We start from the raw sequence: 14639 nt of genomic DNA on the forward strand, positions 1-14639 counted from the left end.
CGAAGGCCCCGTCCACCGGACGGGGCCTTCGAATGGTGGCTGGGGCCGGGATCGAACCGGCGACCTATCGCTTTTCAGGCGATCGCTCGTACCAACTGAGCTACCCAGCCACGCAGCTCATCAGGGCTGCAGCGGTCCTGACGGGATTTGAACCCGCGGCCTCCACCTTGACAGGGTGGCGAGCACTCCAAACTGCTCCACAGGACCAAGCTGTTGTGCGACTAAGTGTCGCACAAGGTTGTGCGTGCCCCCAACGGGATTCGAACCCGTGCTACCGCCTTGAAAGGGCGGCGTCCTGGGCCACTAGACGATGAGGGCAGAACTGCTTTTCCTTCGACCCTGGGGTTTCGGGACGGTCGAGTCCTGACCGGCGCCCTTGGGCACGTCGGAGACTGTACTACGGCGTTTCGGGCTCAGCCAAACCGAATAGGTGAAGGGGTGCGCCGGGCGGGTGTCCCGTCGGTGGACGGCGGCTGACCTCGGCCGTCACCGCCCCGGGGCGGTCCGGGCCGCTCCCGCCACGGGGCGGCGGGCGGCGGGGGCGCGGGGACGCTCCGGACCGGGGTGTACGGGCGGGGCGTACGGGACAATGGCGGGGTGCTGGAGATGACGCGCGAAGAGTTCGAGGAACTGGTCGCCGAGGCGCTGGACCTGATCCCGCCGGAGCTGGCGCGGCTGATGGACAACGTCGCGGTGTTCGTCGAGGACGAACCGGACCCGAGCGATCCGGAGCTGCTGGGGCTGTACGAGGGCACCCCGCTGACCGATCGCGGCGAGTGGTACGCGGGGGTGCTGCCGGACCGGATCACCATCTACCGCGGGCCGACGCTCCGGATGTGCGAGTCCCGCGAGGACGTCGTCGCCGAGACCGAGATCACCGTCGTGCACGAGATCGCCCACCACTTCGGCATCGACGACGAGAGGCTGCACGCACTCGGCTACGGGTGAGCCGGGGCGGGGGCGTGTCCCCGGCGGGGGGCGGGGAGTTGGGCACGGAGCCCCGCCCGCTCCTTCCCGTACCGCTCCGCTCCCCTCTCGTGCTCCCGGAGGTGCCTCCCGTGCGCCAGTTCCCCGCCCCCGTCCGATGGGCGGCCGTCGTCGCAGCGACGGTCGCCGCGTCCACAGGCTGCATGAGCGTCGGTGACGGCGGGGGGAGCGGCGGGAGGCCCTCGCCGTCCCCGACGCCGTCCTCCGGATCGGAAGGGAGTGCGGCGCAGCCGGACGGCGGCACCGTGGCGGGCACCGGCCGGGTCCGTGCCGGGGGCGGCCGGGCCGAGGCGCACTCCGACTCCGAGCGGGGAGCCGCTGGCTCGCCGGAGCCCAGCGGTTCCGCCTCCACCGGGTCCCCGGGCGCTCCCGGCGACGGCCGTCCGGGAGCGGAGCCGGGCGGTCCGGAACCGACGTGGGGCGGCGGGACGCCGACGCCCCCGGCCTCGTCGCCCGGTCCCGGAGTGCCGCAGCCGTCCGATACGCCGACGCCGTCCGAGCCCGCGACCACCGAGCCGCCGGTCCCTTCCGAGCCGCCGCCCTCCGGTACGCCGGCGCCGCAGCCGTCCGGCTCGCAGGCCGCCCGGCTGCGCGGCCACCCGATGAGTGCCCCGTACGGCCCGGCGGTGCTGCGCACCCCGGAGGTGTCGCCGCAGGTGAGGCCGGTGTAGCGAGGGGCCGGAGGAGGCCGGTTTGCGCAATGTGGGAGGGAGTGCGTATGGTAGTAGATCGTTTGATCCCATTGCCCGGCGCCGAAACAGAAGCGCGCCGTGTGGCGCGTACTCTCCCTTGCCGTGGCTGGACCGCATTGAGGCGGTCGAAATTGCGAATCACGGAGTTACGGGCGCGTGCCGAGACTCCGGAAGGTTTCGCATTTCGCATGTCAATTTCCAGTTCTGACCGCACCGTCATGCCCGAGAGCATCGAGAACGACGAGCTCGTCGAGGCCGCGGAGGCCGTCGTCGCCGAGTCCGCCGACTCCATCGAGGCGGACGCCCCCCTGGCCGAGCAGGCCGACTCCGCCGACGTGGACGCCGAGCCGACCGTCACCTTCGCCGACCTGGGCCTGCCCGAGGGCATCGTCCGCAAGCTCGCGCAGAACGGTGTGACGGAGCCCTTCCCGATCCAGGCCGCGACCATCCCGGACGCCCTGGCCGGCAAGGACATCCTGGGCCGCGGCCGCACCGGCTCCGGCAAGACCCTCTCCTTCGGTCTGCCGACCCTGGCCGCGCTGGCCGGCGGTCACACCGAGAAGAAGAAGCCCCGCGCGGTCATCCTGACCCCGACCCGTGAGCTCGCGATGCAGGTCGCGGACGCGCTCCAGCCGTACGGCGACGTGCTCGGCCTGAAGATGAAGGTCGTCTGCGGCGGTACGTCGATGGGCAACCAGATCTACGCCCTGGAGCGCGGCGTCGACATCCTCGTCGCCACCCCGGGCCGGCTGCGCGACATCATCAACCGGGGCGCCTGCTCCCTGGAGAACGTCCAGGTCGCCGTCCTCGACGAGGCCGACCAGATGTCCGACCTGGGCTTCCTGCCCGAGGTCACCGAGCTGCTCGACCAGATCCCGGCCGGCGGTCAGCGCATGCTCTTCTCCGCCACGATGGAGAACGAGATCGGCACGCTGGTCAAGCGCTACCTGGACAATCCGGTGAGCCACGAGGTCGACAGCGCCCAGGGCAACGTCACGACCATGACGCACCACGTCCTCGTCGTGAAGCCGAAGGACAAGGCGCCGGTCACCTCCGCCATCGCCGCCCGCAAGGGCCGCACCATCATCTTCGTCCGCACCCAGCTGGGCGCCGACCGCATCGCCGAGCAGCTCGTCGAGGCGGGCGTCAAGGCGGACGCGCTGCACGGCGGCATGACGCAGGGCGCCCGCACCCGGGTGCTCGCCGACTTCAAGGACGGCTACGTCAACGCGCTCGTCGCGACCGACGTCGCCGCCCGCGGCATCCACGTCGACGGCATCGACCTGGTCCTGAACGTGGACCCGGCCGGTGACCACAAGGACTACCTGCACCGCTCGGGCCGTACCGCGCGGGCCGGCAAGTCCGGTGTCGTCGTGTCGCTGGCGCTGCCGCACCAGCGACGCCAGATCTTCCGCCTGATGGAGGACGCGGGCGTCGACGCCTCGCGCCACATCGTCGGCGGCGCGGGCGCCTTCGACCCGGAGGTCGCCGAGATCACCGGCGCCCGTTCGCTGACCGAGGTCCAGGCCGACTCCGCGAGCAACGCCGCCAAGCAGGCCGAGCGCGAGGTCGCCGAGCTGACCAAGCAGCTGGAGCGCGTCCAGCGCCGCGCCGGTGAGCTGCGCGAGGAGGCCGACCGCCTCGTCGCCCGTGCCGCGCGCGAGCGGGGCGAGGACCCCGAGGCCGCGGTGGCCGAGGCCACGGCCGAGGCGGAGGCCGCCGTCGAGGCCGCCGTCTCCGTGCCGGAGCAGCCCGTCCGCGACGACCGTCGCGACGAGCGCGGCAACTTCGAGCGCCGGGACAACCGCGGCCACGACCGTCCGTCGTTCAACCGCGACCGCCGGGACGACCGCGGTGGCGACCGGGGCTTCCAGCGCCGTGACGACCGGCCGTCGTTCAACCGGGACCGTCGCGACGACCGTCCGTCGTTCAACCGCGACCGCCGGGACGACCGCGGTGGCGACCGCGGTTTCCAGCGCCGTGACGACCGGCCGTCGTTCAACCGGGACCGTCGCGACGACCGTCCGTCGTTCAACCGCGACCGCCGGGACGACCGTCCCTCCGGCGGCTTCCGCTCCTACGACCGTCGGGACGACCGCGGTGGCCGCTCCTTCGACCGCCGCGACAACGACCGTCCGTTCAACCGTGACCGTCGTGACGACCGTCCGTCGGGCGGCTTCCGCTCCGGCGGCAGCGACCGTCCGTTCAACCGCGACCGTCGCGACGACCGTCCCTCCGGTGGCTTCCGCTCCGGCGGCGACCGTCCGACCGGCCGCCGTGACGACCACCGCTCCGGTGGCGCCGGTTCCTTCGGCCGCCGTGACGACAAGCCGCGCTGGAAGCGCAACGGCTGACCACGCCGACGACCCGAGGGCCCGCTGAAGGCCCGTCGAAAGCCCACGGAAGCGGGCCCGCTCCTCACGAGCGGGCCCGCTTCCCTTTTCCCCGGACCCGGCGGCGAAGGCGGTTTCGCGCCACGTACGGGAACCGGCCCACGCCGCAGGGGCGAACCCCTTCCCCACCACCCGCGGAAGCCGCTCGGTACGCGCCGGGGGAGGGCCCGGAGGCCGCCCGGACCCGGCCCGGCACCCCGCAGGAGTGTCGGGATTTTGCCGTGACGGGGCCCGGTAACCGATACCCGATCGGCGGCCGGGTCGCGGCGGGCTATGCTCAGGGGTGATTCGCCGAGGGCCGTTAGCTCAATTGGCAGAGCAGCGGACTTTTAATCCGTTGGTTGTGGGTTCGAGTCCCACACGGCCTACGCACGGCGGGGGAGGGGAAACCCTCTGGAACTGCCACGGAGCGCCCCACCCGGTTTCGACCGGGTGGGGCGCTCCGTCCGTCACCGGCCGGTCCCTTCACCGGAGGTCGTGGTCGGCCGCGCCGGTGCCGAGCAGGGCGAGGCCCACCGGGGTGAGGCTGTGGCGCACGGAGTTGCGCAGCCGGTCGCTGGAGACCAGGCCGGCGTTGCGCAGGACGGCCGCGTGCTCGCTGGCGGAGGAGAGGGAGATCCCGACGCGCCGGGCCAGTTCGCTCGTGGTGCACTCGCCTTCGAGGGATTCCAGAACCGCGGCCCTGGTGTGGCCCAGGAGCCGTGCGAGGTGCGGTCCCGCCGGGTCGGGCGAGGACGCCGCGGCGGGGACCACGGCCCGCGCGGGATGGACGAGGGTCGGCGGCAGGGCCGGGTCGGCCAGGGCGACCGGTGCCCGGTGGCAGAAGTACGACGGGATCAGGAGCAGCCCCCTGCCGTCCAGGCACATGTCCGTCTCGACCGGGTAGTCGGCTTCCAGGACGGGCGGACGCCAGCGCAGACCGGGGTCGAACGTGCGCAGCATCGCGTCGGTGCCCCGGAGGAACTGGGTGCGCAACCGCCAGGCGCGGTCGGCCTCGATCCGCGCACGGATGCGCTGCCACATCCCGCCGAGGGCGTGGTGCCGGTATGTGCGCAGTGCCTCGCCGAGGCGGTGGAGCACGGGCGGTCTGCCCTCCGCGACCGACCGGATCCAGGGGTCGGGCGGCTTGTCCTTCGTCAACCGGGCCAGCTGGGCGTGCAGTTGGGGCCGTGGTGTCGACAGCAGGGCGTCGAGTCCCGTCTCGAACCCCTCGGCGCTCTCGACCGGGGTGAGGAAGTCCGGGAAGTAGCCACGGGCCGGGACCAGGGGCAGCAGCAGGCGCAGCGGGGCCCGGCCGTTCCTGATGACGTGTTTCTGCCAGTGGAGCATGGCGGGGTCCGACTGCCGTTCCTGCAACTGGTGCAGGCTCAGTACGGATTCCCAGAGCGGGTCGGGACGGTCGGCGACACGGGTACGGGCCAGGTCCCCGGCCGTGAAGTGGATGCGCAGCATGTGTCTCCCAGGTGCGAGACGCGTTCACCGCTCCCCCCGAGCGGCGCTGACACCACCACGTTCCGGTGACGTCGGTGTGGTGACCTTGTGGCAACGGCGGGTGCTGGGGCAAGAAGGAGCGAGGCATTGGGACGACGGGACGCCTGAAGGGGCCTCAACTGCCGCCTTCGGGCCGGGTGGGACGGCGCGGGACGCGTCCCGTGTCCCCTCGGGGGAAGACCGGAACAACGGGAGGACAATGAGGTCCGACAAGAGGATGCCGGGACCGGCGGAACTGGCCGAACTGCTGGAAGAACTGAAGCAGCGCAGCGGGCGCAGCTACACGGCGCTGGCCCACCGCACCGGCCTCGGCCGGTCCACGCTCCACCGCTACTGCCGGGGCACGACCGTCCCCGGCAGCTTCGGGGTGGTGGAACGGGTGGCGCGGGTCTGCGGGGCGAGCCCGGCGGAGCCGGACCGGCTGTACCGGGTCTGGTCGCGGACGATTGCTGAGGAGGGCCCGGCCGCGACGAGCCGCACGGCGCGCCGCATCGGCTCCGGCGCGTGCTCCTCCCGCTGCGTGCGGCGGCCCTGATCCTGGTCCTGGCCCTCGTCCTCCTCGTCCCGGCAGGCAGCACGTACCTGCCGGACGACAGCAGGAGCGGCGGAACACCCACGGGCCCGGACACCGGGCGGCGGAGCGCCACCCCGGTCGGCCAGCGGTTCGACGGGCCGCTCTGGTCCGTCGCACCACGCCGGGTGCCGCCGGAGTTCTTCGGACTGACGATGAACACCGACACGGGAGAAATGCCCGCGTTCCGCACCGGCGCCGTGCGGCTGTGGGAGAGCGGGACCCGCTGGGGCTCCATCGAACGGCGGCGCCGCGACTACGACTGGTCGGTCCTGGAACGGTCGGTCGACTCCGCCGAACGGAGCGGGCTGCCGGTCCTGTTCACCCTCCCCGGTACGCCCCTGTGGGCCGCCAGGGACGGGCGCAGGGGCGGCTACGCCGATTCGTCCGCCTCGCCCCCGGCCGATCTGGCGGACTGGGACCGTTTCGTGGAGGAGGTCGCCACGCGCTACCGCGGCCGCATCGAGTCGTACGAGCTCTGGGACTACCCCAGCCACCCGCTGCACTACTCCGGGAGCGTCGCCGTCCTCGCGGAGATGGTCGAGCGGGCGGCCGGGATCATCCGCCGCGCCGATCCCGGGGCGCTGGTGGCCTGCCCGTCCTTCGGGGAGCTGTGGGGGAGCGGGGCCGCGAGCTGTTGCGGCGGTTCGTGCGCACCGGCGCGTACGAGAGCTGCGACGCCGCGGCCCTGAAACTGCCGCCGCACAGGGCCGATTCGCCGCCGGAGATCATCGACCTCGCCCGGAACGTACACCGCGTCCTGTACGAGGAGGGGGCGGGGGAGATCCCGGTGTGGAACACCGGGCCGGACCGGAGCGTCGCGGTCACTCCGCCGCTGGACGACCGCCGCGCCCGCGACTACGCGGTGCGCTTCTATCTGGCGGGGCTCTACAGCAGGCACTACGGAGTGCGGCGGATGTACTTCTACAGCTGGGGGAGCACCGGTGTGCCGCTCGTGGTGCAGCCCGTCGGCGGGCGGCCCACGGAGGCCGGGCTGCGCATGGGACGGCTGCGGCAGTGGCTGGCCGGTGCCCGGATCGCCGCGTGCGGGCAGGGTGCGCAAATGGGCCTGCCGGAGGGCGCGTACACCTGCCGCTTCGAACGGGACGGCAGGCCGTTCCTCGTCCGCCCCGTAGGTGCGCCCGGTGAGCGGTGGGCGCTGTTCCGACGCCGCCTCGTCGCGACGTGGGCAAGACGCCAGGGAGCCGGGAACAGGGGCGGGAAGGTGTTTCGGTCGTGGCCGAAGTTGCCCCCTCGGCAGGCTCGGACATGCCTGTGCCCGCCGCGCGGACCCGGCCGGGGACCGACCCGGGCGGGCCCGCCCGGCGGGCGGGGAACCGAGCGACGCGCTCGAAGGGCGGGCGACACTCGTACGGGGGATCGGGTGCCGCCGGAGTTCGGGGAGCCGTTACCGGCCGAGGGCCGCGGCGCCGGCCTGGGCGAACTTCTCGTCGAGGTCGCCGGACGGGGCACCCGCGACGCCGATGCCCGCGATCGGGGCGCCCTTGGCGGTGACGGGGGCGCCGCCGGCGAGGAAGAGGGTGCCGGGGATGTCCTTCAGCGTCGGGGCGTTCTGCAGGCGCTTGGCCAGCTCGGAGGTGGGGGCGTTCCAGGAGACGGCGGTGTACGCCTTCTTCACGGCCGACTCGTAGGACTGCGGGCCGGCGCCGTCGCCGCGCAGGGTGACGACGGTGGTGCCGTTGCGGTCGACGACGGCGACGGAGACCCGCTGGTTCTCCTTCTCCGCCGCGTCCAGCGTCGCCCGCGCGGCCTTCGTCGCGGCCTGGATCGTCAGGTGGGTGCTCTGCATGAGGTTCTTGTTGGACGCGTCGGCCGCGAGGGCGGCGGCGGGCGCGGCGGCCGGGGTGGAGGCGCTGGCGGACACGGCGCCGAACGTACCGGCTCCGAGGGCGGCGACGAGGGCGGCACCGGTCAGGACGCGGGTGCGCAGCGACAGCTTCTTCATGGGGACTCCTACGGCAGCGACGGACGAGCTCGTTCGGCTCTGTCATCCATGCTCCGGCCGCCCACGGCCCCGTACGGTCGATGAACCGGCTCGTTGCCGGGCGCGGGACGGCCGACGGCCCCATCAGCCGATCGGTTGATGCGAAGCCGCCCATCCGGGGTGACCATGGATGTATTCGTGCAGGTCAGCAGCATCGATGCGGTGAGGATCGAGAGGTACGAGGTGGAGCACCGACCCCGATCGGCACCCGGCACGGGCCGGTCGGCCGACGCCCCGGCCGCAGGAGGTGCGGCCACCGCCTTCTCCGCCCGGTCCCTGTCCGCGGGACGTGCCGGGCGCGCCCCCGCCGAACGGGCGGCCGACCCGGACGCCCGGTGGCTGACGCTCCTGATGCACACCGCGTTCTTCCTGCTGCTCGGCGCCTCGCTCACCCGCTTCCTGCTGCGGCACCCCGGCGAGGCCCGCACCCCGTGGATCATCGCGCTCTCCGTGGCCCTGGCCGCGCTGTACGTGCTCGGACCCGTGCTCGGTTCGCGTCCGACGCCGCGCTCCCTGGTGTGGCTGGGGGTGCTGGTCGCCGTGTGGATGGTGCTGGTGGTCCTCGCGCCGAGCTTCGCGTGGTGCGCGGTGCCGCTCTTCTTCACCGGGCTGCACATCCTCCCGCCGCGCGCCGCGCTCGCCCTCGTCTGTCTGCTCACCCTGTTCGTCGTCGCCGCACAACTGCGGCTGGCCAAGGGGTTCGACCCGAACCTGGTGCTCGCCCCGCCCGCCGTGGCGGCCGTCGCCACGGCGGTCTTCGTCCACATGCAGCGTCAGACCGCGCGCCAGCGCGAACTGTCCGAGCAGCAGCGCGAACTGATCGACGACCTGTTGCGCACCCGCCGCGAACTGGCCGCCACCGAACGCCGCGAGGGAACCCTCGCGGAACGCCAGCGGCTCTCCATGGAGATCCACGACACCCTCGCGCAGGGCCTGTCCAGCCAGCAGATGCTGCTCCAGGCCGCCGACCGCACCTGGGACACCGACCCGGCGACCGCCCGCCGCCACGTCCGTACGGCCACCACCATCGCGGAGAGCAACCTCACCGAGGCCCGCCGCTTCGTCCACGACCTGGCCCCGGCCGACCTCGCGGAGGGCGGCGGGCTGGAGGCGGCCCTGCGCGCCCTGGCCACCCGCGAGACGGCGCAGGCGCAGGGGCGGTTCACCGTCCACTGCCATGTGGAGGGGGAGGGCCACGTCGCGCTGCCCGACCGGGTGCAGTCCGCGCTCCTGCGCATCGCCCAGGGCGCGCTGGCCAACGTGAAGGAGCACGCGCACGCGACGGAGGCGGCGCTGACGCTGACCCACCTCGACGACCGGGTCGTCCTGGACATCGCCGACGACGGGCAGGGTTTCGTGCCCGCCGAGCACACCGGCCCCGCCAGGGGCGTGCGCGGCCACGGGCTGCCCGCGATCCGGGCCCGGCTGCACCAGCTCGGCGGCACACTGACGATCGAGTCGGCGCCGGGCGAGGGTACGGTGCTGTCCGCCGCCGTGCCGCTCATCCCGGTTTCCGCCCCACCGAGCGCCCCGGAGGACCCCGCATGACCGCGACGACGCCCGTACGCATCCTGCTCTGCGACGACCACGTCGTCGTACGCGCCGGTCTGCTCGCCCTCCTCGGCAGCGAACCGGACATCGAGGTCGTCGGCGAGGCCGGCAGCGGCGAGGAGGCCGTCGCCCTGGCCGCCAAGCTCACCCCGGACGTCGTCCTGATGGACCTCCAGCTCGGCGCGGGCATCGACGGCGTCGAGGCGACCCGCCGCATCGCCACCACCGGGGCCCACGTCCTGGTCCTCACCACGTACGACACGGACGCCGACATCACCCGTGCCATCGAGGCGGGCGCCACCGGCTATCTGCTGAAGGCCGAGCGCCCGGAGGAGCTCTTCGCCGCGATCCGCTCGGCGGCCCAGGGCCGTACGACGCTCTCCCCGCCGGTGGCCAGCCGGGTCATGGCCCGGATGCGCAAGCCCCTGCCCACCCTCACCGACCGGGAGCTCGACATCCTGGCCCAGCTCTCCCACGGCCTGGGCAACCGCGACATCGCCCGCGCCCTGTTCATCAGCGAGGCCACGGTCAAGACCCACCTGGGCCGGATCTACGACAAGCTCGGCGTCGACACCCGCGCGGGCGCCGTCGCCGTGGCGAAGGAACAACGCCTGCTGCCGTAGGCCGGGTCCGACACATGCCCCCGGCCGGGGCGGCGAGTCCCCGTGCGGGTCGGCCGGTCGGGCGGCCGGCCCGCCCGGCTTCCACCCGGCCCCGGGCATGACACCATCGAGACGTGCTCGACATCGGCTACTCCCTCTCCCGTCGCTTCCCCGACCCGCCGCAGACCGACTACCGCCGCGCGGACGTCCACGCGCTGCGGCACGACCTGTTCTCCGGGGACGTCTACCTCGCGGACACCAAGGAGGACCGCGAGGTTTCCACAGCCTGGGGATGGGTGCCGGTGCTCGACTTCGCGTGGGCGCTGTGCGACATCGTCGAGCAGATCGACCGGGACCCGCGCGGCAACCGTTCGCACCGGCAGCAGTTCGCCGAGCTGGACTTCACCGAGTCGTCCGACCGGATGCTCTTCGAGCGCCGCTTCGGCTGGGTGGACATCGAGGCCGACTGGATGCCCGGCGACGAGCCCCCGCTCACCTTCGGCCACTCGCTGCTGCGCCGCGAGGCCCGCGACTTCCTGCACGACCTGATCGCGGACCTCTCCGACATGCACGAAGGTCTCGCCGACAATCCCGTGATCTGGGACCTCCAGGCCCGCTTCCCCCGCGTCTGACCCGCGCGGACCCCGTACACCCGCGGGGTCGGCCCTCCCTCGCGTCCTACCCGCGCCGCGTACATCCGCAGGGCCGGCCCTCCCCCGTGTCCGCCCCGCGCCGACCCGCACCGGGCCCGCACGCCCGGAAGGTCGGCCCTCATCCGCGCCCGACCCGCGCGCGGGCCCCCGTATCCGCTTGCCGGCCCGTGGTCGTCACGCCTCCACCCGCACCCCGATCTGCGCCGCGAACGCGGGCGCCAGCTCCATCAGTTGTGCCGGGCTGATCACCGCACCCGACAGCCGCTCCACCCCGCGCGCGATGTCCAGCTCCGCGACCGCCCGCAGGTCCACCGAATCCATCCGCGCGGAGCTGAAGTCGACCCGCTTCAGCACGCAGTCGCGGAACTCCACCCGCGTCAGCTGCGCGTCCCCGAAATCGGGCTCGGCGAGCACACAGCCCTCGAACACCACGTCCTTGAGCCGCGCCTTCCGCAGATTCAGGTAGTCGATCTTCCCCCCGCGCACGAGCACCCGCTCCAGCACCGCCCCGTGCAGCTGCACCCCGCCCAGCCGCGCGTCCACCACCTCCACGTCGCGCAGCGACACCCTCGCGAGGTCGGTGCCCACCCCCCGTACGCCCGTCAGCACCGAGTCGATGAACCGCGCTCCGGTCAGCTTCGCGCGGTCCAGCGCGCAGCCCTCCAGCGCACAGTCCAGGAACCGGGCTCCCGGGCCCGACGCGTCCGCGAGGTCCGTCCCGGCGAACCGCACCCCGTCGTAGTCCCCGTCCGGCTCCAGTCCCGCGCCGTCGTACGGGACGAGCGGCGGCAACCGCACCTCCGGCCGCCGCGCCGCCGCGATGCCGTCCGTCTTCCTGCTGCTGCGTGCCATGCCCTCCATCGTGACCCACGCCACTGACAACGCCCCCTCGCCGGTGTCACGAACCGCGCCCCGCGAACCGTCCCGTAGTCGGCAGCACGCTCCAGAACAGGAGAAGGAGAGCGGGACATGCAGCGCATCCACATCATCGGCGGCGGCCTCGCCGGATTCACCGCGGCGATCACCGCCGCCGAGTCCGGCGTCCGGGTGACCCTCCACGAGGCCCACCACACCCCCGGCGGACGGGCCAGGACCGCCGAGGGCCCGTACCGCACCAACGAGGGCCCGCACGCCCTCTACCGCCGCGGACCGCACTGGGCCTGGCTCGCCCGCCGCAACCTCCTCGGCCCCGTCGCCACCGTGCCGCTCCTCGAAGGCACCCGGCTCCGCTTCCGCCTCGGGGGCACCCTGCGCCGCACCCCGCCGCTCGCCCTCCTCCGGCTCGCCCGCCGCAGCGCCGAACGCGCCCCCGTCGACGTCGACTTCCGCACCTGGGCCACCGGACTGGCCGGTGAGGAGGCCGCCCGCACGGCCGCGCGCTACGCCGCCGTGGCGCTCTACCACCACGACCCCGGCGCGCTCTCCGCGGCGTTCGTCCAGGAACGGCTGCACCGCGCCGCCGCGCTGCCGCCCGAGGCCCGCTACCCCGTGGGCGGCTGGGCCCAGGTCGTCGACCGGATGGCGGCCCGCGCCTGGAACCTCGGCGTCCGGGTCGAGACCGCGGCCCGCGTCGACGCCGCCGCCCTCGACGAGCTGTCCCGGCAGGGTCCGGTGATCGTCGCCACCTCCCTCGACTCGGCCCGCGCCCTGCTCGGTGACTCCTCGCTGACCTGGGACAGCGGCAGGACCGCCCTGATCGACCTGGCCCTGCGCACCCGGCGCGGCGACGCCTTCGCCGTGTCCGACCTCGACGCCCCCGGCTGGATCGAGCGCTTCAGCGCCCAGGACCGCACCCTCGCGCCCGCCGGGCAGCAGCTCGTCCAGGGGCAGTTCCCCCTCGCCCCGGGGGAGCCCAGGTCCGTCGGCATCGCCCGCGCCGAGGAAGTCCTCGACCTCGGCTTCCCCGGCTGGCGGGAGCGCGTCGAGTGGCGGCGCGAGGCCACCTCCTCCGGCCGCACCGGGGCGGTCGACCGGCCCGGCACCACCTGGCGCGACCGGCCCGCCATCGACCGCGGCGACGGCGTCTACCTCGCGGGCGACCAGGTCGCGGCGCCCGGCCTGCTCAGCGAGGTGTCGTTCAACAGCGGCCTGGAGGCGGCCCTGCTCGCCGTCGGGGCGACGGAGACCCGCCGCCCCCGCCCCGGCCGCACCACTCGCGTCACGCGGGCGAAGGAGCCCGGCCTCAAGCGGGCCTGAGCCCGACGGCCGACGACCGGCGACCAGCGACCGATAGGCGCGCGGGCCGACGGGTGCGCGGACCAGCGGGTGCGCGGGTCGACGGGTGCGCGGGCCGCGGAAACCGCCGGCCGACGGCCCTGTGCACTCCCGCCTTCAGCCCTCGGCCTTCCGGGATCTACCGCCCGCCGAGTTCGGCCAGCGCCCCGTCCGTCAGCCGGTACACCGTCCACTCGTCCTGCGGCCGTGCGCCCAGCGACTCGTAGAACGCGATGGACGGGGCGTTCCAGTCCAGGACCGACCACTCCAGACGCTGGTAGCCGCGGTCCACGCAGATCCGGGCCAGCTCCGTCAGCAGCGCCTTCCCGTGCCCGCCGCCGCGCCGCTCCGGGCGTACGTACAGGTCCTCCAGGTAGATGCCGTGCACCCCGCGCCAGGTGGAGAAGTTCAGGAACCACAGCGCGAAGCCGACCGCCTCGCCGTCGCCGGCCTCGGCGATGTGCGCGTACGCGGCGGGCCGCTCGCCGAACAGCGCCTCGTGCAGCTGCTCCTCGGTGGCCTTCACCTCGTGCAGGGCCTTCTCGTAATCGGCCAGCTCACGGATCATGGCGTGGATGACGGGGACATCGGCGGGGACAGCGGTGCGAATCATGGGGGCAGCGTAAACGGGGAGGTCCGTTCCGGTCCGCCCCGTCCCACGGGCCGGACCGGGTGGCGATCGGCCCGGCCGGAATGTCGGTCCCACCGACGATCACGGGCCCGTGCGTCAATCGGTCATGACTCCGCGCAGCCCCGCCCCGCCCACCCGGCGCCGCACCGCCGCCGGTTCATGGCTCCGCACCCTCGGATCGTGGCTCCGCGGCATCGTCTCGTGGGTCCGCAGCGCGCCCGGCACCCACCTCTGGCTGACCGCGCTCTTCGTCACCACCGTCATCGTCCACCGGATGTCACCGGACTTCGAGGAGGACTTCCTGCGCGAGCGCTCGACCAACCTCCACGGGCTCTCCCAGGACCCCGTGCGCGTCCTGATCACCAGCGCCTTCTGGATCGACGGCGGGCGCTGGCTCCCCTACGCCGCCCTGTACACCGTCTTCCACGCCCCCGCCGAACGCCGGCTCGGCACCCCGCGCTGGCTCGCCGTCGTCGTCCTGGCCCACGTCCTCGCCACCCTCGTCAGCGAAGGCGTCCTGGCCTGGGCGATCCGGCACGGGCACGTACCGCAGTCCGCCGCGGGCACCCTCGACGTCGGGGTCAGCTACGCGCTCGCGGGCGTCGTCGGCGTCGTCACGTACCTCGTTCCGCCGACCTGGCGCCGCGTGTACCTCTTCGCCGTCCTCGTCTTCTACGGCATCCCCCTCGCCACCGGCCGCACCTTCACCGACCTCGGCCACTTCACCGCCGTGCTCGTCGGTCTCGCCTGCCGTCCACTGGTCCCGGACCGGACCGGGACGAAAACCCCCGCGGCGCAGTAACGTCCCGCCCGGAGAGAAACACCCTTCACGCCACGGCGTCACACCGG

The 14639-nt window shown here is 73.6% G+C and carries 14 protein-coding genes and 4 tRNA genes; 11 read left to right on the forward strand and 7 right to left on the reverse strand.

The annotated features are described in order from the left end of the window. Window positions 1-33: 33 nt before the first annotated feature. The 3 genes from ACWCXX_RS08250 to ACWCXX_RS08260 all read right to left on the reverse strand — a co-directional run bounded on the left by ACWCXX_RS08250 (window position 34) and on the right by ACWCXX_RS08260 (window position 318). Window positions 34-110 (reverse strand) — tRNA-Phe (locus ACWCXX_RS08250). Between the two features lie 22 nt (window positions 111-132). Continuing rightward, a tRNA-Asp gene (locus tag ACWCXX_RS08255) sits at window positions 133-207 on the reverse strand. Window positions 208-245: 38 nt separating this feature from the next. Next, window positions 246-318 (reverse strand) — tRNA-Glu (locus ACWCXX_RS08260). A 279-nt stretch (window positions 319-597) separates the two neighbouring features. Between ACWCXX_RS08260 and ACWCXX_RS08265 the strand changes: the two genes are divergently transcribed. The 4 genes from ACWCXX_RS08265 to ACWCXX_RS08280 all read left to right on the forward strand — a co-directional run bounded on the left by ACWCXX_RS08265 (window position 598) and on the right by ACWCXX_RS08280 (window position 4440). Then, complete coding sequence (locus tag ACWCXX_RS08265) at window positions 598-948, forward strand: metallopeptidase family protein (RefSeq protein ID WP_451125522.1); 351 nt, start codon at window positions 598-600, stop codon at window positions 946-948. Window positions 949-1058: 110 nt separating this feature from the next. Next, window positions 1059-1658, forward strand: coding sequence for a hypothetical protein (locus ACWCXX_RS08270; protein ID WP_451125523.1), 600 nt, complete (start codon window positions 1059-1061; stop codon window positions 1656-1658). A gap of 239 nt (window positions 1659-1897) precedes the next feature. After that, the gene (locus ACWCXX_RS08275; protein WP_451125524.1) at window positions 1898-4033 is read left to right on the forward strand and encodes a DEAD/DEAH box helicase; all 2136 of its coding nucleotides are present in this window, start codon (window positions 1898-1900) and stop codon (window positions 4031-4033) included. Between the two features lie 334 nt (window positions 4034-4367). Next, a tRNA-Lys gene (locus ACWCXX_RS08280) sits at window positions 4368-4440 on the forward strand. Window positions 4441-4537: 97 nt separating this feature from the next. On the opposite strand, the gene ACWCXX_RS08285 is transcribed toward ACWCXX_RS08280, so the two are convergent. Next, on the reverse strand, window positions 4538-5524 hold the full coding sequence (locus tag ACWCXX_RS08285) for an ArsR/SmtB family transcription factor (protein WP_451125525.1): 987 nt from the start codon (window positions 5522-5524) through the stop codon (window positions 4538-4540). A gap of 238 nt (window positions 5525-5762) precedes the next feature. On the opposite strand from ACWCXX_RS08285, the gene ACWCXX_RS08290 reads away from it, so the two are divergent. Both ACWCXX_RS08290 and ACWCXX_RS08295 read left to right on the forward strand, forming a co-directional pair. Further along, a complete protein-coding gene (locus tag ACWCXX_RS08290) occupies window positions 5763-6098 on the forward strand; it encodes a helix-turn-helix domain-containing protein (protein ID WP_451125526.1) in 336 nt (111 codons plus the stop codon). Then, entirely contained in the window at window positions 6068-6826 is a 759-nt protein-coding gene (locus ACWCXX_RS08295) for a hypothetical protein (RefSeq protein WP_451125527.1), read from the forward strand. The genes ACWCXX_RS08290 and ACWCXX_RS08295 overlap by 31 nt, the downstream gene beginning before the upstream one ends. A gap of 716 nt (window positions 6827-7542) precedes the next feature. On the opposite strand, the gene ACWCXX_RS08300 is transcribed toward ACWCXX_RS08295, so the two are convergent. Continuing rightward, on the reverse strand, window positions 7543-8100 hold the full coding sequence (locus tag ACWCXX_RS08300) for a GlcG/HbpS family heme-binding protein (RefSeq protein ID WP_451125528.1): 558 nt from the start codon (window positions 8098-8100) through the stop codon (window positions 7543-7545). Between the two features lie 165 nt (window positions 8101-8265). Here ACWCXX_RS08300 and ACWCXX_RS08305 point away from each other — a divergent pair, with 165 nt between their 5' ends. From ACWCXX_RS08305 to ACWCXX_RS08315, 3 genes are all read left to right on the forward strand, one after another. Continuing rightward, window positions 8266-9687 (forward strand): sensor histidine kinase, encoded by a 1422-nt coding sequence (locus ACWCXX_RS08305; RefSeq protein WP_451125529.1) that lies wholly within the window; start codon window positions 8266-8268, stop codon window positions 9685-9687. Then, window positions 9684-10313 carry a response regulator gene (locus ACWCXX_RS08310; protein ID WP_451125530.1) on the forward strand — a complete coding sequence of 210 codons (630 nt, stop codon included), beginning with the start codon at window positions 9684-9686 and terminating at the stop codon, window positions 10311-10313. The genes ACWCXX_RS08305 and ACWCXX_RS08310 overlap by 4 nt, the downstream gene beginning before the upstream one ends. A 113-nt stretch (window positions 10314-10426) precedes the next feature. Next, on the forward strand, window positions 10427-10924 hold the full coding sequence (locus tag ACWCXX_RS08315; RefSeq protein WP_451125531.1) for a hypothetical protein: 498 nt from the start codon (window positions 10427-10429) through the stop codon (window positions 10922-10924). 195 nt (window positions 10925-11119) lie between these two features. Here the strand turns inward: ACWCXX_RS08315 and ACWCXX_RS08320 are convergent, their stop codons facing one another. Continuing rightward, window positions 11120-11806: a pentapeptide repeat-containing protein gene (locus ACWCXX_RS08320; protein WP_451125645.1), complete on the reverse strand. Its 687-nt coding sequence runs from the start codon at window positions 11804-11806 to the stop codon at window positions 11120-11122. A 108-nt stretch (window positions 11807-11914) separates the two neighbouring features. Between ACWCXX_RS08320 and ACWCXX_RS08325 the strand changes: the two genes are divergently transcribed. Beyond that, window positions 11915-13141, forward strand: coding sequence for an NAD(P)-binding protein (locus ACWCXX_RS08325; RefSeq protein WP_451125532.1), 1227 nt, complete (start codon window positions 11915-11917; stop codon window positions 13139-13141). A gap of 157 nt (window positions 13142-13298) precedes the next feature. On the opposite strand, the gene ACWCXX_RS08330 is transcribed toward ACWCXX_RS08325, so the two are convergent. Then, window positions 13299-13772, reverse strand: a complete 474-nt coding sequence (locus ACWCXX_RS08330; RefSeq protein WP_451125533.1) for an N-acetyltransferase family protein — start codon at window positions 13770-13772, stop codon at window positions 13299-13301. A gap of 124 nt (window positions 13773-13896) precedes the next feature. Between ACWCXX_RS08330 and ACWCXX_RS08335 the strand changes: the two genes are divergently transcribed. Next, window positions 13897-14592, forward strand: a complete 696-nt coding sequence (locus tag ACWCXX_RS08335; RefSeq protein ID WP_451125534.1) for a rhomboid-like protein — start codon at window positions 13897-13899, stop codon at window positions 14590-14592. Window positions 14593-14639 lie beyond the last annotated feature (47 nt).

The sequence above is a fragment of the Streptomyces sp. NPDC001732 genome (genome assembly GCF_053596315.1).

Excerpts from the sequence above, each read along its gene's own strand:
- ACWCXX_RS08325 (WP_451125532.1), top strand. The coding sequence starts at position 11,915 with ATGCAGCGCATCCACATCATCGGCGGCGGCCTCGCCGGATTCACCGCG.
- ACWCXX_RS08330 (WP_451125533.1), bottom strand. The coding sequence starts at position 13,772 with ATGATTCGCACCGCTGTCCCCGCCGATGTCCCCGTCATCCACGCCATG.
- ACWCXX_RS08335 (WP_451125534.1), top strand. The coding sequence starts at position 13,897 with ATGACTCCGCGCAGCCCCGCCCCGCCCACCCGGCGCCGCACCGCCGCC.
- ACWCXX_RS08275 (WP_451125524.1), top strand. The coding sequence starts at position 1,898 with ATGCCCGAGAGCATCGAGAACGACGAGCTCGTCGAGGCCGCGGAGGCC.
- ACWCXX_RS08305 (WP_451125529.1), top strand. The coding sequence starts at position 8,266 with ATGGATGTATTCGTGCAGGTCAGCAGCATCGATGCGGTGAGGATCGAG.
- ACWCXX_RS08320 (WP_451125645.1), bottom strand. The coding sequence starts at position 11,806 with ATGGAGGGCATGGCACGCAGCAGCAGGAAGACGGACGGCATCGCGGCG.
- ACWCXX_RS08290 (WP_451125526.1), top strand. The coding sequence starts at position 5,763 with ATGAGGTCCGACAAGAGGATGCCGGGACCGGCGGAACTGGCCGAACTG.
- ACWCXX_RS08300 (WP_451125528.1), bottom strand. The coding sequence starts at position 8,100 with ATGAAGAAGCTGTCGCTGCGCACCCGCGTCCTGACCGGTGCCGCCCTC.
- ACWCXX_RS08310 (WP_451125530.1), top strand. The coding sequence starts at position 9,684 with ATGACCGCGACGACGCCCGTACGCATCCTGCTCTGCGACGACCACGTC.
- ACWCXX_RS08285 (WP_451125525.1), bottom strand. The coding sequence starts at position 5,524 with ATGCTGCGCATCCACTTCACGGCCGGGGACCTGGCCCGTACCCGTGTC.